General features: G+C 66.6%; 20 protein-coding genes and 1 other RNA gene. 4 read left to right on the top strand and 17 right to left on the bottom strand.

Going from position 1 to position 23,373, the window contains the following annotated elements; genetic code table 11:
* The first annotated feature begins 113 nt into the window (after positions 1–113).
* Both IE083_RS12995 and IE083_RS12990 read left to right on the top strand, forming a co-directional pair.
* Positions 114–443 (top strand): helix-turn-helix transcriptional regulator, encoded by a 330-nt coding sequence (locus IE083_RS12995; RefSeq protein ID WP_189354249.1) that lies wholly within the window; start codon positions 114–116, stop codon positions 441–443.
* Between the two features lie 73 nt (positions 444–516).
* Complete coding sequence (locus IE083_RS12990) at positions 517–1,389, top strand: DMT family transporter (protein WP_189354247.1); 873 nt, start codon at positions 517–519, stop codon at positions 1,387–1,389.
* A gap of 197 nt (positions 1,390–1,586) precedes the next feature.
* On the opposite strand, the gene ilvC is transcribed toward IE083_RS12990, so the two are convergent.
* The 3 genes from ilvC to ilvB are packed head-to-tail and all read right to left on the bottom strand — an operon-like array spanning position 1,587 to position 4,922.
* Positions 1,587–2,603 carry a ketol-acid reductoisomerase gene (gene ilvC / locus IE083_RS12985; RefSeq protein ID WP_189354244.1) on the bottom strand — a complete coding sequence of 339 codons (1,017 nt, stop codon included), beginning with the start codon at positions 2,601–2,603 and terminating at the stop codon, positions 1,587–1,589.
* Between the two features lie 51 nt (positions 2,604–2,654).
* The gene (ilvN, locus tag IE083_RS12980) at positions 2,655–3,146 is read right to left on the bottom strand and encodes an acetolactate synthase small subunit (RefSeq protein WP_189354242.1); all 492 of its coding nucleotides are present in this window, start codon (positions 3,144–3,146) and stop codon (positions 2,655–2,657) included.
* A 9-nt stretch (positions 3,147–3,155) separates the two neighbouring features.
* On the bottom strand, positions 3,156–4,922 hold the full coding sequence (gene ilvB / locus IE083_RS12975) for a biosynthetic-type acetolactate synthase large subunit (protein WP_189354238.1): 1,767 nt from the start codon (positions 4,920–4,922) through the stop codon (positions 3,156–3,158).
* 239 nt (positions 4,923–5,161) lie between these two features.
* Here ilvB and IE083_RS12970 point away from each other — a divergent pair, with 239 nt between their 5' ends.
* Positions 5,162–5,671 carry an RDD family protein gene (locus tag IE083_RS12970; RefSeq protein ID WP_189354235.1) on the top strand — a complete coding sequence of 170 codons (510 nt, stop codon included), beginning with the start codon at positions 5,162–5,164 and terminating at the stop codon, positions 5,669–5,671.
* Between the two features lie 22 nt (positions 5,672–5,693).
* Here IE083_RS12970 and yedA read toward each other — a convergent pair whose 3' ends face one another.
* From yedA to IE083_RS12900, 14 genes are all read right to left on the bottom strand, one after another.
* Complete coding sequence (gene yedA / locus IE083_RS12965) at positions 5,694–6,569, bottom strand: drug/metabolite exporter YedA (RefSeq protein WP_189354233.1); 876 nt, start codon at positions 6,567–6,569, stop codon at positions 5,694–5,696.
* A gap of 153 nt (positions 6,570–6,722) precedes the next feature.
* A complete protein-coding gene (locus IE083_RS12960; RefSeq protein ID WP_189354230.1) occupies positions 6,723–8,102 on the bottom strand; it encodes a class II fumarate hydratase in 1,380 nt (459 codons plus the stop codon).
* 130 nt (positions 8,103–8,232) lie between these two features.
* The gene (gene tolQ / locus IE083_RS12955; protein WP_189354228.1) at positions 8,233–8,901 is read right to left on the bottom strand and encodes a protein TolQ; all 669 of its coding nucleotides are present in this window, start codon (positions 8,899–8,901) and stop codon (positions 8,233–8,235) included.
* A 20-nt stretch (positions 8,902–8,921) separates the two neighbouring features.
* A complete protein-coding gene (tsaC, locus tag IE083_RS12950; protein ID WP_189354225.1) occupies positions 8,922–9,494 on the bottom strand; it encodes an L-threonylcarbamoyladenylate synthase type 1 TsaC in 573 nt (190 codons plus the stop codon).
* A 59-nt stretch (positions 9,495–9,553) separates the two neighbouring features.
* Positions 9,554–10,279, bottom strand: coding sequence for a substrate-binding periplasmic protein (locus tag IE083_RS12945; protein ID WP_189354223.1), 726 nt, complete (start codon positions 10,277–10,279; stop codon positions 9,554–9,556).
* Positions 10,280–10,424: 145 nt separating this feature from the next.
* Positions 10,425–10,979 carry a FlgO family outer membrane protein gene (locus IE083_RS12940; RefSeq protein WP_189354222.1) on the bottom strand — a complete coding sequence of 185 codons (555 nt, stop codon included), beginning with the start codon at positions 10,977–10,979 and terminating at the stop codon, positions 10,425–10,427.
* Positions 10,976–11,632: a hypothetical protein gene (locus IE083_RS12935; protein ID WP_189354219.1), complete on the bottom strand. Its 657-nt coding sequence runs from the start codon at positions 11,630–11,632 to the stop codon at positions 10,976–10,978. Before IE083_RS12935 ends, IE083_RS12940 begins: the two co-directional genes overlap by 4 nt.
* Before the next feature lie 158 nt (positions 11,633–11,790).
* Positions 11,791–13,068: a phosphoribosylamine--glycine ligase gene (purD, locus tag IE083_RS12930; protein ID WP_189354217.1), complete on the bottom strand. Its 1,278-nt coding sequence runs from the start codon at positions 13,066–13,068 to the stop codon at positions 11,791–11,793.
* A 73-nt stretch (positions 13,069–13,141) separates the two neighbouring features.
* Positions 13,142–14,719: a bifunctional phosphoribosylaminoimidazolecarboxamide formyltransferase/IMP cyclohydrolase gene (gene purH / locus IE083_RS12925; protein ID WP_189354214.1), complete on the bottom strand. Its 1,578-nt coding sequence runs from the start codon at positions 14,717–14,719 to the stop codon at positions 13,142–13,144.
* A gap of 184 nt (positions 14,720–14,903) precedes the next feature.
* Entirely contained in the window at positions 14,904–15,143 is a 240-nt protein-coding gene (locus tag IE083_RS12920) for a helix-turn-helix domain-containing protein (RefSeq protein ID WP_189354212.1), read from the bottom strand.
* A gap of 23 nt (positions 15,144–15,166) precedes the next feature.
* Positions 15,167–16,207, bottom strand: coding sequence for a tRNA dihydrouridine synthase DusB (dusB, locus tag IE083_RS12915; RefSeq protein ID WP_189354209.1), 1,041 nt, complete (start codon positions 16,205–16,207; stop codon positions 15,167–15,169).
* Positions 16,208–16,385: 178 nt separating this feature from the next.
* Positions 16,386–16,835: RNase P RNA component class A (rnpB, locus tag IE083_RS12910), an RNA gene on the bottom strand.
* A gap of 74 nt (positions 16,836–16,909) precedes the next feature.
* Positions 16,910–20,749, bottom strand: a complete 3,840-nt coding sequence (locus tag IE083_RS12905; RefSeq protein WP_189354206.1) for a translocation/assembly module TamB domain-containing protein — start codon at positions 20,747–20,749, stop codon at positions 16,910–16,912.
* The gene (locus IE083_RS12900; protein ID WP_189354203.1) at positions 20,749–22,464 is read right to left on the bottom strand and encodes an autotransporter assembly complex protein TamA; all 1,716 of its coding nucleotides are present in this window, start codon (positions 22,462–22,464) and stop codon (positions 20,749–20,751) included. The genes IE083_RS12905 and IE083_RS12900 overlap by 1 nt, the downstream gene beginning before the upstream one ends.
* A gap of 282 nt (positions 22,465–22,746) precedes the next feature.
* Between IE083_RS12900 and trxC the strand changes: the two genes are divergently transcribed.
* Positions 22,747–23,199 (top strand): thioredoxin TrxC, encoded by a 453-nt coding sequence (gene trxC, locus IE083_RS12895; protein ID WP_189354200.1) that lies wholly within the window; start codon positions 22,747–22,749, stop codon positions 23,197–23,199.
* Positions 23,200–23,373: the final 174 nt, after the last annotated feature.

Below are 23,373 nucleotides of genomic sequence, written 5' to 3'. Positions count from 1 at the left end.
ACCTGGAAAACCGGACCGGAGTTCGGCCCTGAAATTTACACCACCTTGACGGACGCTATCAGGCCGAAGTCGACCTGCTGACGCTGCTGTTGCGCTTTCCCTGCAGCCAGGCCATGCCGGCCGACCGTCATGCCAATCTGGAAAAAGTCCGCCAGCAGCTGTGCGACAGCAGCGAGACCAGCCTGCGGTTGGCGACGCTGGCCGAACAATGTCAACTAAGCCCCTACCAACTGCTGCGACAGTTTCGTCAGCAATACGGCATCACCCCGCACGCCTACTGGTCGCAACACCGTTTACAGATGGCGCGCCGGCTCTTGCGGGGCGATGCGCCATTGGCCGATATCGCGCAACAATGCGGCTTTGCCGACCAAAGCCACCTCACCCGCGCCTTCAAGCGCCAATTCGGCCTGCCACCGGGCCGCTACCGTCACCCTGGCCGCTAGCCTGCAATTTTGTTCAATACCGGATTACCCGGCACAGGATTTACTGAGCGCTCATCCTGACCGGGAGCTCCCTGTGAACACGACCCATCGCACCCAGCTGCAGCTATCCATAGCCATGATACTGGCCGGCACCACCCCGCTGGCCAGCCAGATCATCGGCCACGGCCTGCCTCCTTTTACTGCCGGCACGCTGCGCTTCGCCATGGCCCTGCCCCTGCTGTACGGGCTGATGCGCTACCAGCGCCAAGCCTGGCCCAGACCACCACGACGCGATCTCGGCCTGTTACTGCTGCAAGCCGCCTGCGGCAGTATCGGCTACACCAGCCTGCTGATACTGGGCATGCAGCAAACTCGCGTCAGCGATGCCGCCATCCTCAGCGCCACCCTGCCTGCCGTGACAGCGTTGCTGGGCTGGCTGTTGCTGGGCAGCCGACCCGGCCTGCGGCTGATGCTGGCCATTGCACTGGCTACCGCCGGCGCCTGCACCCTGCAATGGCCGGGTAGCCGCCCGGATGGACAAGCCAGCCACTGGCTGGGCAATGCCCTGGTGCTGACTGCCGTGATGTGCGAAGGCCTGTTCATCCTGCTGCAACGGCGGCTCAGCCAGCCGATACCGCCGCTCAGCCTCAGCTGCATGCTCTGCCTGCTGGCCTTGCTGCTGTCCGTGCCGCTGGCCCTGCTGGAGCCGCAAAGCCACTGGTCCGGCAGCGCCGTACTGGGCTGCCTCTACTACGCCGCGCTACCCACCGCACTGGGTTACTGGCTGTGGTACAGCGGCGCTGCCACACTCGGGGCTTCGCGCGCGGCCCTGTTCACGGTCATCATGCCGCTGACGGCCACCGTACTGGGCGTGCTGAACGGTGAAGCCCTGTACGGGGTGCAAGTACTTGGCCTGCTGATCACCCTGCTGGCACTGTGGTTGGCCGCAACCTCGCCACAGGCATAACAAAAGCCGGGCCTCCCCAGCCCAGGCTGCTGACAAGATGCCGCGACAGGCTCTGCGGTACCGGGTAAAGCCGGGTCAATCCACCTGAGCCCTTGTATCCACTGCCATGCCGTAGAAAAAAACAAACCCCGCTTGCGCAGCAAACGGGGTTTGTCATCAGCCGGGCTTCCCCGGCTTTTTGGCGGAACAGGCGACGATCAGTTCTTGGACTGGTCAACCAGCTTGTTCTTGGCGATCCAAGGCATCATGGCGCGCAGTTCGGCACCTACCTTCTCGATCGGATGATCGGCGGTCAGGCGACGGCGGGCAGTCATGCTCGGGTAGTTGGTCTTGCCTTCCAGGATGAACATCTTGGCGTATTCGCCGGACTGGATGCGGTACAGGGCCTTTTTCATCGCTTCCTTGGTGGCGGAGGTCACCACTTCCGGGCCGGTCACGTACTCGCCATACTCCGCGTTGTTGGAGATGGAGTAGTTCATGTTGGCGATGCCGCCTTCGTACATCAGGTCCACGATCAGTTTCAGTTCGTGCAGGCACTCGAAGTAGGCCATTTCCGGCGCGTAGCCGGCTTCGGTCAGGGTTTCGAAACCGGCTTTCACCAGTTCTACCGCACCGCCGCACAGTACCGCCTGTTCACCGAACAGGTCGGTTTCGGTTTCTTCGCGGAAGTTGGTCTCGATCACGCCGCCCTTGGTGCCGCCGTTGGCCGCAGCGTAGGACAGGGCCACGTCACGTGCCTTGCCGGACTTGTCCTGGTACACGGCAATCAGGGTCGGCACGCCGCCGCCTTTCACATACTCGGAACGCACGGTGTGGCCCGGGCCTTTCGGGGCTACCATGATCACGTCGAGGTCTTCACGCGGCACGATCTGGTTGTAGTGCACGTTGAAGCCGTGCGCGAAGGCCAGGGTGGCGCCCTTCTTGATGTTCGGGGCGATTTCGCTGTGGTACACGTCAGGCTGCGATTCGTCCGGCAGCAGGATCATCACCAGATCCACCTTCTTCACGGCATCGGCCACTTCCTTCACCTTGTGACCGGCCGCCTCCGCCTTTTTCCACGATGCGCCGTCCTTGCGCAGGCCCACCACCACATCCACGCCGGAATCCTTCAGGTTCTGCGCGTGTGCGTGACCCTGGGAACCGTAGCCGATGATGGCAACTTTCTGGTCCTTGATGATGGAAAGATCAGCGTCTTTGTCGTAGAAAACTTTCATTGTCTTATGTCCCTGGTTTGTTCTAGGGCAGCTGATGGCCACCCCGGTGATTCAGATCTTCAAAATACGTTCGCCGCGACCAATTCCGGATGCACCGGTACGCACCGTTTCCAGGATCACTGAACGGTCGATCGCCTCGATAAAGGCGCCCAGCTTTTCGCTCGTACCGGTGAGCTCGATGGTGTAGGTCTTTTCCGTCACGTCGATGATGCGACCACGGAAGATGTCAGCCATCCGCTTCATTTCTTCCCGATCCTTGCCGGTGGCACGGACCTTGATCAACATCAGCTCGCGTTCGATATGGTCGGACTCGTTGAGGTCAATCACCTTGACCACCTCGATCAGCTTGTTGAGCTGCTTGGTGATCTGTTCGATGACTTCGTCGGACCCGTGGGTGACGATGGTCATCCGTGACAGTGTCGGGTCTTCGGTAGTCGACACCGTCAGCGAATCGATATTGTAAGCGCGTGCGGAGAAAAGTCCCACTACTCGCGACAGCGCGCCCGCTTCGTTTTCCAGCAAAATCGAAAGTATATGTCTCATGCCACTGCCCTAGCACATGTTGCCGTAGTCACGGTTGTTCTCGAAAGGCGCAATCTGCAGCTCGCGCATGTGCGGCGGCAGATCCATCTGGTCCAGGCCTTTGCCGTTCTGGATCATCGGAAACACGTTTTCCGACTGATCGGTACGGAAATCCATGAATACCAGACGCTCCTTCAATGCCGGGCTGAAGGCTTCGCGCAAGGCACCCTCGACATCGGCCGGGTTCTCGATCTTCATGCCGACGTGGCCGTAGGCCTCGGCAATGCCGACGAAATCGGGCAGTGCATCCATATAGGACTCGGCATAACGCGTGCCGTAGAACAGCTCCTGCCACTGGCGCACCATGCCCAGGTAGCGGTTGTTCAGTGCGATCACCTTCACCGGCGTGTGGTACTGCTTGGCGGTGGACAGTTCCTGGATGTTCATCTGGATCGAGCCTTCACCGGTAATGCACGCCACCTGCGCGTCCGGATTGGCCAGTTGCGCACCGATGGCGGCCGGCAGGCCGAAGCCCATGGTGCCAAGGCCGCCGGAGTTCAGCCACTGTTTCGGACGCTTGAATGGGTAGTACTGTGCCGCCCACATCTGGTGCTGCCCGACGTCGGAGGTGATGATGGCATCGCCGCCGGTGATCTCGTACAGCTTCTGCACCACGTACTGCGGCTTGATCAGCTCGCTGGACGGGGTATACAGCAGGCTGTTGTAGCTGCGCCATTGCTCGATCTGCATCCACCAGCCGGCAAGGTTGGCCGCATCCGGGCGCTGCCCGTTCTGCTTCATCAGGTCGATCAGGTCGCGCAATACATGCTTGACGTCACCGACAATGGGCACATCCACCTTCACACGCTTGGCGATGGACGACGGATCGATGTCGATATGCACGATTTTCTTCGGCTGCGCCAGGAAGTGCGACGGCACGCTGATCACGCGGTCGTCGAAACGGGCGCCGACGGCGATCAGCACGTCACAGTACTGCATTGCCATATTGGCTTCGTAGGTGCCGTGCATGCCCAGCATGCCGAGACACTGGCGGTCGTCGCCGGGATAGGCACCCAGCCCCATCAGCGTGTTGGTACACGGCAGGCCCAGCATGCGCACCAGCTCGGTGACTTCGGCCGAGGCATTGCCCTGTACCGCGCCGCCACCGATGTAGATGTACGGGCGCCGGGCTTCGGCCAGCAGGCTGGCGGCCTTCTTGATCTGCCCGGGATGGCCGCGGGTAACCGGCACGTAGGAGCGGATGCTGACGCTTTCCGGATAGTGGAACTCCGCCAGGCGCTGGGTCACGTCCTTGGGAATATCGACCACTACCGGGCCGGGGCGGCCGGTGGCGGCGATGTAGAACGCCTTCTTGATGGTGGTGGCCAGCTCGCCTATGTCCTTGACCAGGAAATTGTGCTTCACGCACGGGCGGGTGATGCCCACCATGTCCACTTCCTGGAATGCATCCATGCCGATGGCCGGGGTCGGTACCTGACCGGAGATCACCACCATCGGCACCGAGTCCATGTAGGCGGTGGCAATGCCGGTCACCGCGTTGGTGGCTCCGGGCCCGGAGGTAACCAGTGCCACGCCGACCTTGTTGCAGGAGCGCGAGTACGCATCAGCGGCATGCACTGCCGCCTGCTCGTGCCGCACCAGCACATGCTTGAACTGGTCCTGCTTGAAGATTGCATCATAGATTTCAAGTACTGCGCCGCCGGGGTAGCCGAAAACGAATTCGACTCCTTCTTCCTGCAGGCTGCGTACCAGGATTTCCGCGCCCGATATCTGCATCTTTGCCTCTTTGATGGATTGCTGAGTAATTGTTTTATGTCCCGTAGTGAATGAACTTAGCTTATCTTGGAAATAGCGGTCAAGCGCTTTTGTGCAGGTGCAAAAAATCGTCAAAAACATGCAAAAACAGCCACTTTTGCAGGGTAGGCGGCACGGGGCGGCTTTGATACCATGCTTGGTTAGCCGTGGCTCTTTTGCTGCCGACGCCCTTTTTTCTTCCTCATTATCATCTTTACGGCATGGATCAACATTTTACCCACCCCGGATTGCTGCGCCGACTGGCCAGCCTGTGTTACGAGGCTTTGCTGCTGGGCGCCGTGCTGCTGGCTGCGGCAGCGCTGTTCACGCCGCTGATGGCATGGAGCGGCAACGCGCACGCAATGAGTGTGCTGATGCAGCTGTTCCTGGCGCTGGTGATGTTCGGCTACTTCGGCTACTGCTGGACCCGTGGCGGTCAGACGCTGGCGATGAAGCCGTGGCGGCTGCAGCTGGTGCTGGCAGATGGCGGCGCACTGCGCTGGCCGCATGCGGCGATGCGCTTCGCGGTGGCGCTGGCGCTGTTCCTGGGCGTGCCGGCACTGGCCTATGCCGCGTGGCAACCGCTGTTCGAATCGCGGCAGCATGCGCTGGCGGTGGCACTGCTGTGGGATGCGCTGCCGCTGCTGTGGGCGCTGATCGACAACGACAGGCAGTTTCTGCACGACCGCCTCGCCGGCACCTGCCTGCGCCTGCTGCCGGCCCGCAAATAACCGGCATTCCGGGAGCCGCCGGCTACACGCGCGGCGACTTCTTCCAGCCGATCAGCACTACCGCGGTGACGATGATCGCCATCGACAGCATCTCGTGCAGGCCGACGTGTTCATCGAGAAACACGGCGCCGAGCAGCACCGCAATCACCGGATTGACGTAAGCATAGCTGGTGGCCGCGGCCGGGCTGACGTGCCGTAGCAGGAACAGATAGGCGGTATAGGCCACCATCGAGCCGAACAGCACCAGATAGCCGAGCGCCAGCCAGCCGGACAGCGACGGCATGGCCGCCAGGCGTTCACCGGTAACGGCACTGCCCAGCAGCAGAGCCGTGCCGCCGGACAACATCATCACCGCACTCGACATCAGCCCCTTGGGCTGGACCAGATACTTGCTCCACGCCGAACCGAATGCCCAGCCGGCCGATGCCAGCAGCAGGTAAAACGCACCGGATGGCGACGCACGCAGGTTTTCACCCAGATTCAGCACCACCATGCCGCCGATACCCAGTGCGATACCGGCCAGCTCCATGCCGCGCGGCTTGTGGCCGAACAGGCGTGCAAACAGGGTGGCAAACAGCGGCACCGTCGCCACCACCAGTGCGGCAACGCCGGATGACACCTCGGTCTGCGCCAGCGTGACGAAGCCGTTGCCCACCGCCGGCATCAGCACGCCGAGGATCGATGCGCCGCCGATCTCGGTCCGGCTCGGGTTCGGCGCACCGCGCCAGCGCAGCAGCGCGTACATCAGCACGCCGGCCAGCAGGAAGCGCACCCCGGCCATCATGAACGGTGGCCACTCGGCCACCCCGATGCGGATGGCGAAGTAGGTGGAGCCCCAGATCACGTACAGGGCAAAGAAGGCGGCAAGCAGTTTCAGCTGGTGCGAGGTCAGGTTCATGTCGGTTTCCGGTCAGAACCGACAACAATGCCCATCACGCCGCACGGGGACAAGGGGCAAATGCCGAAAAGCCTGTTCTCGCCACCCTATCCCCCGGTTCTTCAAAGCCGGCCGGCGCACACCAAACGGCTGCGGCCAACGTTGGCCGCACGCTCACAGCCCGCCGCGGGTGAGCCTGGCCGGGTCCAGCAGCCGTGCCAGCTCGTCGCGGTCGATGCCGGTGTTTTCGGCGGCGACATCGATGATGGCGCGGCCCTCGCGGTAGGCCTGCTTGGCGATCTCGGCAGCGCGGGCGTAGCCGATCACCGGATTCAGCGCGGTGACCAGGATCGGGTTGCGCGCCAGCGCCTGCTGCAGCCGCGCCTCGTTGACGCTGAAACCGGCGATGGCCTTGTCCGCCAGCAGCCGCGACGCGTTGGCCAGCAGCGCGATGCTGCTCAGCAGGTTGCTGGCGATCAGCGGCAGCATCACGTTGAGCTCGAAATTGCCGGACTGCCCCGCCACCGCCACCGCCGCGTCCAGCCCGATCACCTGCGCCGCCACCATGCACACCGCCTCCGGGATCACCGGGTTGACCTTGCCCGGCATGATGGACGAGCCCGGCTGCAGCGCCGCCAGCTCGATCTCGCCCAGCCCGGCCAGCGGCCCGGAATTCATCCAGCGCAGGTCATTGGCGATCTTCATCAGCGACACCGCGGTGGTGCGCAGCTGGCCGGACAGCGCCACCGCGGTATCCTGCGCCCCCATCGCCGCGAAGTAGTCCGGCGCCGGCACGAACACCAGCCCGGTCAGCGCCTGCAACTCCTGGCAGAAACGCGCGGCGAAGCGCGGATCAGCATTGATGCCGGTGCCGACCGCGGTGCCGCCCTGTGCCAGCTGCAGCAGCCAGGGGCGCAGCTGCTGCAGGCGGTCAACGTTGGCCGCAACCTGCTGCGCCCAGCCGTTCAGGCTCTGGCCCAGGCGCACCGGCATCGCGTCCATCAGGTGGGTGCGGCCGGTCTTCACGTGGTGGTCGACCTGCAGCGCCTTGGCCTGCGTGGTCTGCTGCAGGTGCTGCAAGGCCGGCAGCAGCTGCTCGCGCAGCGCCAGCGCCGCCGCGATGTGGATGGCGCTGGGGATGGTGTCGTTGCTGCTCTGCGCGCAGTTGACATGGTCGTTGGCGCTTACCGCGCTGCCCAGCACGCGGCTGGCGAGGGTGGCGATCACCTCGTTGGCGTTCATATTGCTGCTGGTGCCGGAGCCGGTCTGGTACACGTCCAGCGGAAAGTGCGTCATCAGCGCCGCGTCGTCCAGCAGCTGTCGGCAGGCAGCGGCGATGGCGTCACCCTGTTCCGCCGTCAGCTGCCCCAGCGCGACATTGGCGCGCGCCGCCGCCAGCTTGGCCAGCAGCAGCGCGCGGATGAAGCCCTCCGGCAGGCGCTGGCCGCTGACCGGAAAATTCTGCACCGCGCGCTGGGTCTGCGCGCCGTAGAGGGCGTCGGCCGGCACCGCCAGCTCGCCCATGCTGTCCCGTTCCATCCGTACTGCGCTCATCGTCGTTCTCCTGCCGGTTGCCTGCGGCCGCCTGCCGCTTGCTTCACTGTAGACCCTGTGCGCCGCCGCGCTGCGGCCATGAAAAAAGCCGACGCGGGGCGTCGGCTTGGGTAGCGGGGTGGCGCAAGGCTCAGCGTGCGGCCAACCTTTGCAGGATGTTGGAAAACTCTTCCATGAAGGAATCGAAACGGCCGGCGAGGCGGTCGACGTCGGCGGCGAAGCGGTTGTAGGCCACCACCGCCGGGATCGCCGCGAACAGGCCGATGGCGGTGGCGATCAGCGCCTCGGCGATGCCCGGCGCCACCGTGGCCAGCGTGGCCTGGCCGGCATTACCCAGCCCGATGAAGGCGTGCATGATGCCCCATACCGTGCCGAACAGGCCGATGTAGGGGCTGACCGAGCCGACGGTGGCGAGGAAGCTGTTGTGGTGGTCCAGCGCGTCCAGCTCGCGCTGCGCGGCGGCACGCATCGCGCGGCGGGCGCCGTCCAGCTGCTCGGAATTGTCGACGCCGCCCTGGCGCCGCAGCTTGGCGAACTCGGCAAAACCGGCCTGGAACAGCTTCTCCACCCCGGCCGCGTGCTGGCGCTGGCGGGTGTCCTCGTACAGGCGGTTGAGGTCGATGCCGCTCCAGAACTGCTGCTCGAAGTCCTGGGTGGCGAGGCGGGCGCGGCGCAGCACCGCCAGCTTGTTGAAGATGATGCCCCACGACAGCAGGGACAGCACCACCAGCCCTGCCATCACCAGCTGCACCGGCAGGCTGGCGTGGAGGATAAGACCAATGACCGAAAGTTCTTGCACGATGGCTCCTGGGTTGGCGGTCAGCGCAGTACGCGACCGGTATCGAGATCGATGATGGTGGAGGGCTTGCGCCGCTTGCCGATGCGGCCCTGCAGCGTCAGCACCCGTGCGCCGAAGGCCTGGCGGCAACCGCGCGCCGTCTTCAGCGAGCGCTGGCCGGCGCGGTTGGCCGAGGTCGACACGATGGCGTGGCCCAGCGCCAGGCACAGCGCCGCCGCCTCGCCGTGGGCGGTGACGCGCACCGCGATCTTGTCGTGGCGGCCGCGCAGCAGCGCCGGCACCCGCGGCGCGGCCGGCAGCAAAAAGGTGTACGGCCCCGGCCAGTAGCGGTTGACGACGGCCAGCTGCGCCGGCGTCAGCGGCCGGATCAGCGGCCGCAGCTGCTCAAGGTTGGCCGCAATCACGATCAGGCCCTTGTGGTTGGGGCGTGCCTTGATCGCCAGCAGGCGGCGGATGGCGCGCACGTCAAACGGATCGCAGCCCAGCCCGAAGCAGGATTCGGTGGCGTAGGCGATCACGCCACCCTGTTGCAGGTGGCCGCGCGCGGCATGCTGCTGCCCGTGACGGGGCAGGCGGGGAAAAGGGCGGTTCACGTAATGGCAGGTCGCAAGGTGATGACCGGACAGACCGCACGCGGCAGCGCGGGTTCCGTTCAGTCGTTCAGGTAACGGGCGTTGATTCTAGCCACTGTGCCGTCTTTGTGCATCCCTCGCAGGTGCTCGTTGAGCAGGCGCACCGTGCCGTCCGCCATCATCTGGTTGCAGGCGAGGTAGAGGAAGGTGGTATTGAAGGTCAGCAGCGGGCGCAGCCTGGCGGCCTTCTCGCGCGCCACCAGTGCGGCGCCGAGGTACTTGCCGGTCGCCCACAGGTCGATGCGGCCGGCGAGCAGCTTGCGCAGGTTCTGCACGTCGTTGGACGCCAGGTCGACCTCAAAACCGCGGCTGATCAGGTACTGCGCCACCGCGTCGCCGGAATAGCCGCCCAGCCGGTAGCGCCGCGCCGCCTCCAGATTGCTCAATTCCTGCGGCCCGTCATCGCGGCCGTACAGCACCCACGGGTTTTCCACCACCGGGCCGATCCACTTCAGCTGGTGCTCGCGCTGCTCGCTGCGGGTGGTGGAGTACACGCAGGTGTTCGGCTCCAGCACCGCGCTGTTGTAGGCGCGCACCCACGGCAACAGCTCGATACGGTAGCCGATACCGGCGCGGCGCAGGATCTCGCGCACGATGTCGCTGGACAGGCCGCCGATCCGGCCATCCGCCAGCTGCATGTTGAACGGCGGGTAGTCCTCGGTCAGCAGCCGCAGCTGCAGCGGTTCGGCGGCGTGCAGAGGCAACGCCAGGCAACACAGCAGGCCAACGCGACGCAGGAAGTACATGGCACGCCCTTTCTTGCCAACACTTACTGCAGTGTAGACCGCGCACACCGCCTGCTGCCGGCCGGTTTGATGACATGGCAATGTGCCGGTACCAGAAATAAAGCCACCCGCGGGTGGCTTGTGCTGCAACGCTGTACCGGCTTGCTCAGTAATAGCTTGCCTTGCGCACCCCGAGCAGATCGCGGATGTTGTTGTCCAGCGGCAGGGCATAGTCGTGCGCCGACAGCACGATGTTGCCGCTCGGATGTACCAGCTTCAGGTTGAGATAGAGCATGCTGCCGGACGCGGCGTAGGTTCCCACCACCACGGCCCGTGCATTGTGCGCGCGGCTCACTTCGCCCACCTCGCGCGACAGCAGCAACTCGCCTTCGGACTGTTTCATGAACAGGTTGTCGCGCAACTTGAGCTCTTTTACCTTGAACCCGAGCCTGGTCAGCCGGGCAGCAAGCTGCTCGGAAAACAGGCGCCCCAGCCGCGACGACTCGGTCAGGGTATCGACACTGACCAGTGTCGCCACCAGCAGCGGCTGGTCAGCCGTGAATGCCGGATCGGATTTCAGCGACAGGCCGCCCACCAGCGCATCCACCGCCCGGTAGTTGGCATCGATCAGTTTGGTCGGCTCCGGGTCGTTTGCTGCCGGAAAACCGGCGCAGGCCGTCAGCACCGACGACAGGGCCACAACGGAAATAAGCGCCTTCATTGTCCCACCACCTTCCAGTTTTTGATGCTGTCGAACAGGGAGGCATCTGCCCGTTCGATGTAATACACATCCGAGGTGCTGGCCAGATAGCGATGGCCGGACTCGACCGTCGTCGTCACCAGCACCTCGCTGCGAGTCGGGCCGCTTGCGGCATTGCCGTCAAGCACCAGGCTGGCGGCATCCAGCCCGGCAGCAGCAGCCAGGCCGATCAGGGTATACGCGGTAGTACTGTGCTGGAAGAACAGGTCGCGCACCACGGCAATGCCGGCGGCCAGCGACGTGAACTTGAACTGTATCCCGTTACTGACCGGGCTGTTGTGCCGTATCACCTGTACGTCGAAGTTCACGTCGGCCACCTCTGCTCCCGGCCGGGTTGCCACCTCCACGCCCTTGGCCATCAGCCGGGTCAGCAGCAGCTTGCGAAAAGCCTGGTTGAAAGAGCCAGCATTTTCTGCCGTTGCCATGATGTAGACCGCCTGGCCCGGTGCCCGCTGCTGCATGTTTTCAGCAATACGACCCGCTACATCCTCGGCCAGCACATCCCAATGGTGCACGGCACGCGCTTTTTGCTGGTCGGACGCCGGGTAATTCCCGGCACGGGGCACGTCAAGCGTCTGCGTCGCGCAAGCACTCAGCAAGGCAGTGGCAAGCAATGCGGGTAACACGGAACGGGGCTTCATTGATTTGTCACCTGAAAGGGATCATCCGGAATAGGCAACAGCATAATCCAAGAACATAAAAAAGCCATGCCAATCCCGCCATCGGGGCAGAATTAACATGGCTTGCGTAGTCCGGAGTACCCAGTCCGGGCTTACTTGGTGCGGTTCAGCGCGCGGTTGCCGATGTCGCGGCGCAGCTGCTTGCCGGCGAACTGGATCTGGTCGGCGACCGCGTACGCCTTCTGCTGTGCCACGCGCACGCTATCGCCGAGGCCCACCACGCACAGTACGCGGCCGCCGCTGGTGACCAGCTGGCCGGCGTCGTCGACGCTGCTGCCGGCGTGGAAGGTGATGGTGTCGTCGGTGGCGGCCGGGATGGCGCTGATCACGTCACCCTTGCGCGGCGCATCCGGGTAGCCGGCGGCGGCCAGCACCACGCCCATCGCCACGCGGCGATCCCACTGGGCTTCCACCTTGTCGAGGGTGCCGTTGATGCCGGCCTCCAGCAGCACGGTGAAATCGGACTTCAGGCGCGCCATGATGGGCTGCGTTTCCGGATCGCCGAAGCGGCAGTTGAACTCGATGGTGTACGGGTTGCCCTGCTTGTCGATCATCAGCCCGGCGTACAGGAAGCCGGTGTAGCTGTGGCCGTCGGCCTTCATGCCGCGCACCGTCGGCAGGATGATGTCGCGCATCGCGCGGTGGTGCACTTCCGGCGTCACCACCGGGGCCGGGCTGTAGGCGCCCATGCCGCCGGTGTTGGGGCCCTTGTCGCCGTCGAGCAGGCGCTTGTGGTCCTGGCTGGTGGCCATCGCCAGCACGTTGTCGCCGTCGACCATCACGATGAAGCTGGCTTCCTCGCCTTCGAGGAAGTCCTCGATCACCACGCGCGAGCCGGCGTCACCCATCTTGTTGCCCAGCAGCATGTCGTCGATGGCGGCGTGCGCATCATGAAGCGTCATCGCTACCACCACGCCCTTGCCGGCGGCCAGGCCGTCGGCCTTGATCACGATAGGCGCACCCTTGCGGGCAACGTAGTCGTGGGCGGCGGCGGCGGCGCTGAAGGTTTCGTAGCCGGCGGTCGGAATGCCGTGGCGCTGCATGAAGGCCTTGGCGAAGTCCTTGGAGCTTTCCAGCTGCGCGCAGTACTGCGTCGGGCCGAAGATCTTCAGGCCGGCGGCGCGGAAGGCATCGACCACGCCGGCAGCCAGCGGCGCTTCCGGGCCGACCACGGTCAGTTCGATCTGCTCGTTCTTTACAAACTCGATCAGCTCGGGAATGGCCGTGATGGCGACATTGCTCAGGTGCGGATCGAGCGCGGTACCGGCGTTACCCGGCGCCACGAATACCTTGGACACGCGCGGCGATTGCGCCACACGCCAGGCCAGCGCGTGTTCGCGGCCGCCGGCACCGATAACGAGTACTTTCATGACTCAGCTTCCTTGAGGTCGGGTCTGCCACGGTTGGCCGCAGGCTGCGGCCAACCTTTGCAACGATTGAAGATTAGTGGCGGAAGTGGCGCACGCCGGTCAGCACCATGGCGATGCCGTGCTCGTCGGCGGCGGCGAACACTTCGTCGTCACGCATCGAGCCGCCCGGCTGGATGATGGCCTTGATGCCCTGCTCGGCGATCACGTCGATACCGTCGCGGAACGGGAAGAAGGCGTCACTGGAGGCCACCGCACCGATCAGGCTGAGGCCGGCGTCCTGCGCCTTGCGCGCGGCGATGCGGGTGGAGTCGACGCGGCTCATCTGGCCGGCGCCGATACCGGCGGTCTGGCCGTTCTTGCAGAAAACAATCGCGTTGGACTTCACGTACTTGGCCACGCGCCAGGCGAACAGCAGGTCGGCCATTTCCTGTTCGGTCGGGGCGCGCTTGGTCACCACGTGCAGCTCGTCCAGGCCGACGTTGCGGATGTCCGGGGTCTGCACCAGCACGCCGCCGCCGACGCGCTTCAGCTCGAAGCGGTTGGCACCGGCTTGCAGCGGGATTTCCAGCACGCGCACGTTTTTCTTGGCGGCGATGATGGCTTTCGCTTCGTCGGTGAACGCCGGCGCCATCAGCACTTCCAGGAACTGGCCGGTCACCGCTTCAACGGTCTCGGCATCGACCGGACGGTTGAAGGCGATGATGCCGCCGAAGGCGCTGGTGGTGTCGGTGGCGAACGCCAGCTTGTAGGCGCTCAGGGTATCGCTGGCGATGGCCACGCCGCACGGGTTGGCGTGCTTGACAATCACGCAGGCCGGCGCATCGAAGGTCTTCACCGCTTCCCACGCCGCATCGGCGTCGGCGATGTTGTTGTAGGACAGTTCCTTGCCCTGCAGCTGGCGGTAGCCGGCGATGGTACCGGCGGCCGGGTCGAGGTCGCGGTAGAAGGCGGCCGCCTGGTGCGGGTTCTCGCCGTAGCGCATGTCCTGCACCTTGATGAACTGCGCGTTGAGGCGGTTCGGGAACGCCACGCGTTCCGGCACGCCGCTGTCCACGCCGTCCACCAGGCTGGTCAGGTAGTTGGAGATCGCACCGTCGTAGGCGGCGGTGTGGGTGAACGCCTTCTTCGACAGGTTCAGACGGGTCAGCTTGGACAGCTTGCCGCCATTGGCCGTCATTTCTGCGGCCAACGTTTCGTAGTCAGCGGCATCGGTGACGATGGCCACGTGCTGCCAGTTCTTGGCGGCGGAACGCACCATGGTCGGACCGCCGATGTCGATGTTCTCGATCGCGTCTTCCAGCGGGCAGTCCGGGTTGGCGATGGTGGCTTCGAACGGGTAGAGGTTGACGCACACCAGGTCGATGTTGCCGATGCCGTGCTCTTTCATGGTGGCGACGTGTTCCGGCAGGTCGCGACGGCCGAGGATGCCGCCGTGCACTTTCGGATGCAGGGTCTTCACCCGGCCGTCCAGCATTTCCGGAAAGCCGGTGTAATCCGATACGTCGATCACCGGCACGCCGGCGTCGCGCAGCAGCTTGGACGTGCCGCCGGTGGAAAGGATTTCAACGCCAAAGCCGGCCAGGGCCTGGGCAAATGCCAGTACGCCGGTTTTGTCGGAGACGCTGATCAGCGCGCGTTCGATTTTGGTCATGGTTCTCTACCGCCTTCAAAGTAAAACGTGGCAACGGGCACGCCCGCGGCCAACTCAAATCTTGCTGTATACCGGCCGGCGCGCTGGCGCCGCCCGGTGCTGGTGATCCCGTCCCCCGCCCCTGCGCTGCAGGGGAGTTCGCTTGCCAAAGAAAAGCCACCCGCCTGCACGGGTGGCCGGTAAATCAGATCAGGTCGTAGACTTTCATCTTTTTGCGCAGTGTGTTGCGGTTGAGGCCGAGCAGCTCGGCGGCGCGCGTCTGGTTGCCCTGGGTGTGGTTGAGCACCACCTCCAGCAGCGGTTTTTCCACCCGCGCCAGCACCATGTCGTAGATGGCGGCCGGCATCTCGCCGTCCAGGTCGCGGAAGTACTGCTCCATCGCCAGCCTGACGCAATGGGAAATATCGTCGTTATTGTTGTTCATGGTTAGCCGCTTCGTATTGTTGCTTAATCGTCCGCACACGCTGTCGCGTCCTCGTCCTCGTGCGGTCCGGTGGACACGTACTCCAGCCGCTCGGAACCGGCCGCCAGCGTCGCGAAATACTGTGTCACTGCCTGGCGCTGCGCACTGGTCGATTCCAGCGCGTACATCGCCTGACGGAATTCGTTGCTGCCATGCAGGCCGCGGGTGTACCAGGCGATGTGCTTGCGCGCGATGCGGCAGCCGGAGTATTCGCCGTAAAAACGGTACAGCTCGTCGAGGTGGCCCTGCATGATGTCGTCGATCTCGCTGATGCGCGGCGGCAGCAGCGTCTCGCCGGTATCCAGAAAGTGCTGGATCTCGCGGAAGATCCACGGCCGCCCCTGTGCGGCGCGGCCGATCATGATCGCGTCGGCGCCTGTGGCGTCCAGCACCTGCTTCGCTTTCTCCGGGCTGTCGATATCGCCGTTGGCGATCACCGGAATGGACACCGCCCGCTTCACCGCGGCGATGGTGTCGTACTCGGCGGCGCCGCGGTACATGTCCTCGCGGGTGCGGCCGTGCAGCGCCAGCGCCGCGATGCCGGCGTCCTCGGCCATCTTCGCCACCTGCAGCGCGGTCTTGACCTCGCTGCTCCAGCCGGTGCGGGTCTTCAGCGTCACCGGCACGTCCACCGCGCGCACCACCGCGTCGAGGATGCGGCCAACGTTGTCGAGGTCGCGCAAGAGCGCGGAGCCGGCGGCGACATTGCACACCTTCTTGGCCGGGCAGCCCATGTTGATGTCGATGATCTGCGCACCGCGCGCCACGTTCAGCTGCGCCGCCTCGGCCAGCATCGCCGCGTCGCCGCCGGCGATCTGCACCACGATGGGCTCCACCTCGCCGCTGTGGTCGGCGCGCAGCAGGGTTTTCTTGGTGGTCCACAAGGCCTTGTTGGCGGTGATCATCTCCGACACCGCCATGCCGGCGCCCAGTCTCTTGCACAGCATGCGAAACGGCCGGTCGGTGACACCCGCCATGGGGGCAACGATCAGCTGGTTCTTGAGCGTGTAAGGGCCGATTTGCATTGCAAAAGAAAGACATGGAGGGCGAAAGGGCGGCCATTGTACTGCCTTTTGCGCAGGCGGTAAAAACCTTTTTGCTTATTTTTTAAGCTAAAACAACGCCGATTGCTGCGCGGCCATGGCCGCTGGCGGCCGGCTGCATGACAAGTGAAAAACGGGGGATATTGCGGAGGGGATGGGGGTGGGAAGTCGGTCGATAAGCCGGGTTTTGTCGTTGGACAGTCATTCCTCTAGTCTTGCCGTTACCGACAAGCTCAAGCAACCTACCCGGGTACAGCGCGGGCCACGCCAATGTACCCCTATTTGGTCTTGCTCCGGATGGGGTTTAGCCTGCCGTCCGTATCGCTACGTCCGCGGTGCGCTCTTACCGCACCTTTTCACCCTTGCCTGTGCCGCTGTCAGCGGGCTGGCGAACCAGCACTAACGCAAAACGTACGCTGCATGCAGCGCGTATTCTGCCCTGAACAGTACGACGCGCACCCTTGCGGGTGACACATCCGGCCATCGGCGGTTCAGCTCTCTGTTCCACTTTCCGTCGCCTCACGACGCCTGGCCGTTAGCCAGCATCCTGCCCTTTGGAGCCCGGACTTTCCTCCCCGTGCAAGCACGCGGCGACTGCCTGGCCGACTTCCCGGCGCGGATTGTAGCGCAAAGCGCCGCCCGGTACCGACAATTATCGCTCCGGCACCGCCGGGGGCGGCAGGGTCAGTCGAAGCGGCGGGTGTAGCGCACTTCCGTCGACGCGTCGCGGCCGGCGCGGCCGATCAGCGACAGCGTGCGCGACAGCTGGTAGCTGACCTTCAGCGCCTGCTCGGCGCTCTTCAGCCCGTACTCGTAGCCGACGTACAGCTCGCGCGTCAGCTGCTTGCCCAGCGTCACCACCTGCTCCGCCGGGCTGACCACGCCGGCGCTGCTGGTGCTTTCCGCCCGCGACTGCACGCCGATGTCGTCGAACAGCCCGACCTGGTCGTTGATCAGGCCGGCGAGCAGGCCGCCGGCCGCGGCACCGGCGCCACCGGTGTCGTCGCCGGCCGCGGCGGCGCGGCCCAGCACCAGCCACGACAGCTTGTCCTTTTCCGACATCGCCTCGTCCGCCACCAGCTTCACCGTCGGCGTCAACAGCGCGCCGCGCACCTCGACCCCGGCGCCGACCGGCGAGAAGCGGCGCGTGGCGCGCAGGTCCAGCGCCGGGTTGTCCAACGGCCCGCTGAAGGTGATCAGGCCGCGGCTGATGTCCAGGTCCTGGCCGTAGGCCTTGAAGCGACCCTTGTCGACGCGGATCTGGCCGCGCGCCTGCAGCGTGCCGCCCTGCTCCGCCAGCAGCCGCACCTCGCCGCCCAGCCACGCCTCCAGCCCGTTGCCGCCGAAGCGCAGCTTGTCGCCCAGCGCGATGCGCAGGTCCAGCGCCAACGGCCAGCGGTTGCCGGCGTCGTCGACCACCTCGCGCCCCAGCACCACCACGTCGTCGGACAGGCGCGGCCCGCCCAGTTTCGGGATGTCGATGCGGCCCTCGTCGACGCCGAGGTTGCCGCTCAGCGTCACCACCCGCTGCCGCACCTCGACGCGGCTGCGCCCGGACAGCAGCAGGCGCCGCCCCGGCCGCTCCAGCGCGGCGAAGCGCTTGAAGTCCAGCAGCAGCAACACGTCTGGCGTCGCCTGGAACAGGTCGATGCGACCGCTGCCGCTCAGCTCGCCCTGCTTGCCGAAGCGCAGGCTGTCGATCAGCAGCTGCTGGCCGGCCAGCCGCGCCTGCAGCTGGCCCTGCTCCAGGCGGATGCCGTTGCGGCGCTCGACAAAGCGCAAGTCGTGGCCCAGCAGCGGCCCGTCCAGCGTCGGCGACGACAGCGTGCCGCCCAGCTGCAGCGTGGCGTCGAGGCTGCCGGACAATTCCATGCCCGCCTTCAGCCACGGTTGCGCCTGCGCCAGCGACGGCAGCTGCAGCCGCACGCTGCCGGCGAGCGCCGCGTTGGCGGCATCGCCGCCGTTGCCCCACAGCACGCTGCCGTCGGCGGCGAGCCGGCCGAAGCGGCTGTCCAGCGCCAGCGCCAGCGGCCCGCGTTCGCCGAGGCCCACGCTCAGCGTCGCCCGGCTCAGCCCCAGCGCCTGCTCGCCGGCCGGCGCCGGCAGCCACACGTCGCCCTGGGTGCGCTGCAGCTCGACGCTGCCTTGCGGCCAACCTTGCGCGCCGTGCAGCTGCCAGCCGGCGTCGAACACCAGCGTCTGGCGCAAGGGCGGCGAGAACCACGGCGCCAGCGCCGACAGCGCCAGCCCCTGCACCCGGCCCGCGCTGCGCCAGCCGCCACCGCGCTGCCAGCTGCTGTCGCCCAGCTGCCACTGCGCGCCCAGCGCCTGCCAGCGGCTGGCCGCCAGCGCCACGTTGGCCACCCCCGCGCGCAAGGCCACCGGCTGCTGCAGGCGCAGCGGCAGCCAGCCCGTCGCCTCCAGCTGCTGCAGCGTGCCGCGCCAGTTGCTGCCGCCGCGCTCGAAACCGCCGGTCAGCTGCAGTTCCAGCTGCTGTTCATGCTGTTGCAGGCGGCCGGCGGCGCTCAGCTGCAAGCGGTGCGCGAGGCGACTGCCGTCGGCCTGCAGGCTCAGTCGCGCCAGTTGCCTGTCGCCCAGCGCCAGCGCGCGGCCGTCGAGGCGGATGCGCAGCGGGCTGTTGTCGGCGATGCCGCTCTCGCCCTGCAGGCTGAGGCTGGCCACCGTCAGCGCCCCCGGCAGGCGCAGCTCGCTGGCCTGCAGGTCGGCATGCAGCTGCGGCCGCGCCGGCACGCCGGCCAGGTCCAGCTCGCCGCGCACCCGCCCGGCGAACGCCGGGCCGAGCAGGCCCAGCTGCGGCGCGTCGAGCAGCATCTGCAGCCGGTCGCCCGGCTTGCCGTAGCTGCCGGCAAGGCGCAGGCTGTTGCCGCCCAGCTGCAGGCGGCCCTGCAACGCGCGCAACCGCTGCGCCTGCCAGCTGGCCTGCAGCTGGCCGGAAAGCGGCGCGCCGGACAGCGTGCCCGGCGTCAGCTGCAGCCGCAGCTCGCCCTGCGGCGCCTGCGCGAGGCTGGCCCTGGCGCTGAAATTGCCGTTGATATTGCCGACCGGCAGCTGCGGCGAGATCGCCGCCGGGTTCAGCGCCTCTAGCCTGCCCTGCGCGTCCAGCCGCGGCACCTCGCCCAGCGCCAGCGTGCCGTCCAGCAGCAGCCGGCCGGCGCCGGTGCCCAGCTGCAGCTGCTGCAATTGCCACTGCTGCGGCGCCGGCATCGCCAGGCCGCCGCGCAAGGACAGCTTGCCGCTGGCCAGCGCCAGGGCCAGCTGCGGCGCGCGCGCGCTGCCGCTCACGCGGATGTCGCCGCCGACGCGGTGCGATGGCAGGCTGGCCAGCAGCGCCTGGCTGTGGATGCCGTCCAGGCGCAGCGCCAGTGCCAGCGCGGCGGGACTGGCGCTGCCGTTCACGGTGACGCGGCCCCCGGCCAGCTCCGCCACCAGATTGTCCAGCTGCAGGGTGTCGTCGCGGATGCGGAACGGGCCGTACAGCAGCGACAGCGGCAGCCGCTGCGCGCTGAGCGCGCCGGGCTGGTAGTTGATCAGCGACACGCCGCCGTCGAGCACGCCGCCCGCGCCCGGCGCCAGCTGCAGCGCGAGGCCCAGCCGCGCCTGCGGCCAGCCCGGCTGCAAGGCCTGCGGGTTGATGCCGCCGACGCGCACGTCCAGCTGCTGCAGGCGCTGCAAGGCCTGCGGCGCGAATGGCCGCAGCCGCGCGTTCAGCTCGGCCGACAGGCCCAGCGCGCTGACGCTGCCGCTGACGCGCGGCGCCAGCAGCGTCTGCTGCAGCGTCAGCGCGCCGCGGCTGGCGACGCCCTCCAGCACGCCGTCGTATTCCAGCCGTCCGCCGAGCGCGAACGGCGCGCTGCTGCCCAGCGCCACGCTGGCGTACATCCGTCCCCACGGGCTGTCCAGCCGGCGCAACACCAGCGCGTGCTGCTGTTGCTGGTAGTAGTAAGCGGCGTCGAGCGCGCGCAGCAGCGGCGGCGCGTCGCCCAGCTGCAGCGCGTCCAGGCGCAGGCTGTCGATGGCGACGTCCAGCGGCAGGCGCAGGTGGGCCGGCACTTGCGGCGGCCGGCCGTCGGACGGCTGGCTGCTGTGATAGCGCAGCACGCCCAGGTGCAGCTGCCCGATCTGCAGCTGGCGCTGCCACAGCCGCTGCGGCGACCACGCCAGCTGCAGCCGGCTCAGCGCCAGCCGCTGTTGCGGCGTCTGCCAGCGGATGTCTTCCAGCACGAAGCCGTGCCACAGCGTGCCGTGGCTGCGGCCAACCTTGAGCTGGCCGTCGCTGGCGCGCTCCAAGAGCGGCCACAGGCTGGCGAAGCCGGCCGGGGTGGCGGTGAACCAGGCCAGTGCGCCGCCGAGGCCGAGCAAGAACAGCAGCACAAACAGCAACAGCCAGCGCAGCCAACGCAGCCATCTCGGGCGGCGGCGCGGTGCTGGCGGCGGTGCCGGGGTCTGCGGTGCCGCGTCCGGCGGCAGGGAGGGGGACGGCAGCAGCTCTTCGGTGTGCGACATCAGAACGCCAGCCCCAGGTTGAGGTTCCAGCGCCAGCGCTGGTCGCGCGCGCCGTAGGCGATGTCGAACGCCAGCGGCGCCAGCGGGCTGAGCCAGCGCACGCCGACCCCCTGTGCCCGTGCCAGGCGCCAGCTCTGCCAGCTGTCGGCGGCGTCACCGGCGTCGACGAACGCCGCCAGCCGCCACGCCGGCGTCAGCGGGTACTGGTACTCCAGCGTCGCCGTCGCCAGCACGCGGCCGCCGGTGATCGCGCCGCTGTCGGGGCTGACGATGCCGAGGCTCTGGTAGTCGTAGCCGCGCACGCTGCCGACGCCGCCGGCCTTGAACAGGCGCGACGCCGGCACCTGCAGCGCGTCGTCGGCCCACACCTGGCCCAGCTCCAGCCGCGTCAGCCAGGTGCCGCGCATGAAGCGCGGGCTCCAGTACAGCGCGCCGCGGCCGTAGGCGCGCAGGAAGCGGGTGTCCGCCGCCAGCCCGGCGCCGGACAGGTTGCCCTCCAGCAGATAGCCGGCGCCGGGGCGCAACGGGTTGTCCACCGCGCGCTGCGCCCAGCCGTAGGACAGGATCAGCGCCTTGTTGTCGCGGGTGGCCTCGCCCTCGATCTGCTCGCGTTCGATCAGGTATTCCACGCCGAAGCGGGCCTCGATATTGTCGCGCTGGCGGACGCGGAACAGGCCCAGCTCGGTGGCGTCGGTGACGGTCAGGTTCTGTTCGGCGTGGCGCTGCTGCAGATTGAGGCTGTGCGCGTAGCCGTCGCCGCCGCGCGCAAAGCCGAGGCCCAGATCCAGCTGCTGCCGCGATTTTTTCCAGTCGTAGGCCACCGAGCCGGTATAGCCGCGGCGCAGCAGGTTGTAGTGTTCGTAGCCGAGACGGGTGCCGGCGCCGTCGCCGGTGCTGTAGTTGAGGCCGACTTCCAGCTTCTGCCGCTGCTGCTCGCTCAGGGTGATGCCCAACGGCACTGTGTCGCCCTGCAGCTGCTCCCACAGCGGCGCCACCACCACGCCGGTGAAGTGCGGATCGTTCTCCAGCGCCGCCTGCAACGCCACCAGCGACGGCTGCGCGTACGGTGCGCCGGGCGCGAAATCGGCCATGCCGCTGACGATGCTCGCCGGATAGCGCTGCAGGCCGTCGATGCGGAAGTCGCCGAAGCGGATCAGCGGCCCGCTGTCCACCGTCAGCGTCACCCGCGCCTGGCGGCTGGCCGGGTCGATGCGCACCTGCGACGCGCTGATCTTCGCCTGCGGGAAGCGGTCGAGCAGGAAGGGGCGCAGCGCCGCCTTCTTGCTGCTGTCCCAGTCGTCCTGGCGGAACACCGCGCCCTCCGGCAGCGCCCAGTCTTCCATCACCCTGGAAAGAAAACGGCTGTAGTCCGCCTGCTGCCGCACCGCGCCCTGCAGCGTGACATCGACCGCGCTGACGATCACCGGCGCGCCGGCGCGCACCCGTACCCGCACCGTGTTGCCGTCGCGGCCAACCTGCACCTCGCTGCCGAAATAACCCTCGGTCTCCAGCAGCGCGCGCGCCTCGGCCGGGGTGCCGGCCACGATGCTGTCCAGGTCCTGCGCCGTCAGTGCCTCGTCCTGCTGCAGCGTGTACAGGTCGAGGTTGTCGCGCAGCAGCCCGGCCAGCTCCGACGGAGCCTCCAGCTCGACGCGGTAATCCAGCGCGTGGGCAGTCAGGGGCAGGCAGGCAAGTAACAACAGGACGCGATACATGGGCGGATAGTCAGCAGGTGGGCGGGCAAGCGCCCATGGTAGTGCAGTTGCCGCGCGATGAAAAATGACATTCACACGGATGGCGGCGGCCGGCCTTGCCAGCCGTGAAATCACACGGCCCGGACAAGCAACAGCGCATCCGGAAACGTTGCCCTCCGGCCTCCGGACAAGGCATCAGCAGACAAAACCCTTTGCCGATACCGCCACTTCGCTCATTCCCTGCATACTTGAAAGCGGCGACAGCGCACCGATATGCCCAGCAGACACCCCCTGGAGCCTGCCATGAACACCCCCACCGCCCTGCACCTGGCCTGCCCGCACTGCCACGCGCTCAACCGCGTTCCCGCCAGCCGCCTGACCGACGGCCCCAACTGCGGCCAGTGCCACCAGCCGCTGCTCACCGGCCAGCCGCTGGAACTGACCGTGGACCACGCCGAGCGCCACATCTCGCGCAACGACATCCCGGTGGTGGTGGATTTCTGGGCGCCGTGGTGCGGCCCGTGCCAGATGATGGGCCCCGCCTTCGCCCAGGCCGCCGCCGCCATGCCGCAGGTGCGCTTCGCCAAGATCAACACCCAGAACGAAACCACCCTCGGCCAGCGCTTCGCCATCCGCAGCATCCCGACCATGATCCTGTTCGTCGGCGGCCGCGAGATTGCCCGCCAGGCCGGCGCCATGGACAGCGCCAGCATCCAGCGCTGGATCGCGGCGGGTTTGCAGAAGGCGGGACGGTAACAGACGTAGGGTGCGTCACCCGCAGGGCGACGCACCACGATGGCATGATTGCTTGCGGCCAACGTTGTGACGGTAATCAATCTTGATTTTTGCCACGAAAAACGGACAAAACCGCCTAGCAGCCTGTCGGACTTAACGAGCCGTATGAGATAATTCGGATCATCCAAAACACAG

The organism is Vogesella fluminis (assembly GCF_014652335.1).
In the GTDB taxonomy this organism is placed as follows: Bacteria; Pseudomonadota; Gammaproteobacteria; order Burkholderiales; family Chromobacteriaceae; genus Vogesella; species Vogesella fluminis.
The sequence above is the reverse complement of the archived record's forward strand: the minus strand, read 5'-3'. Positions and strand labels throughout refer to the sequence as shown.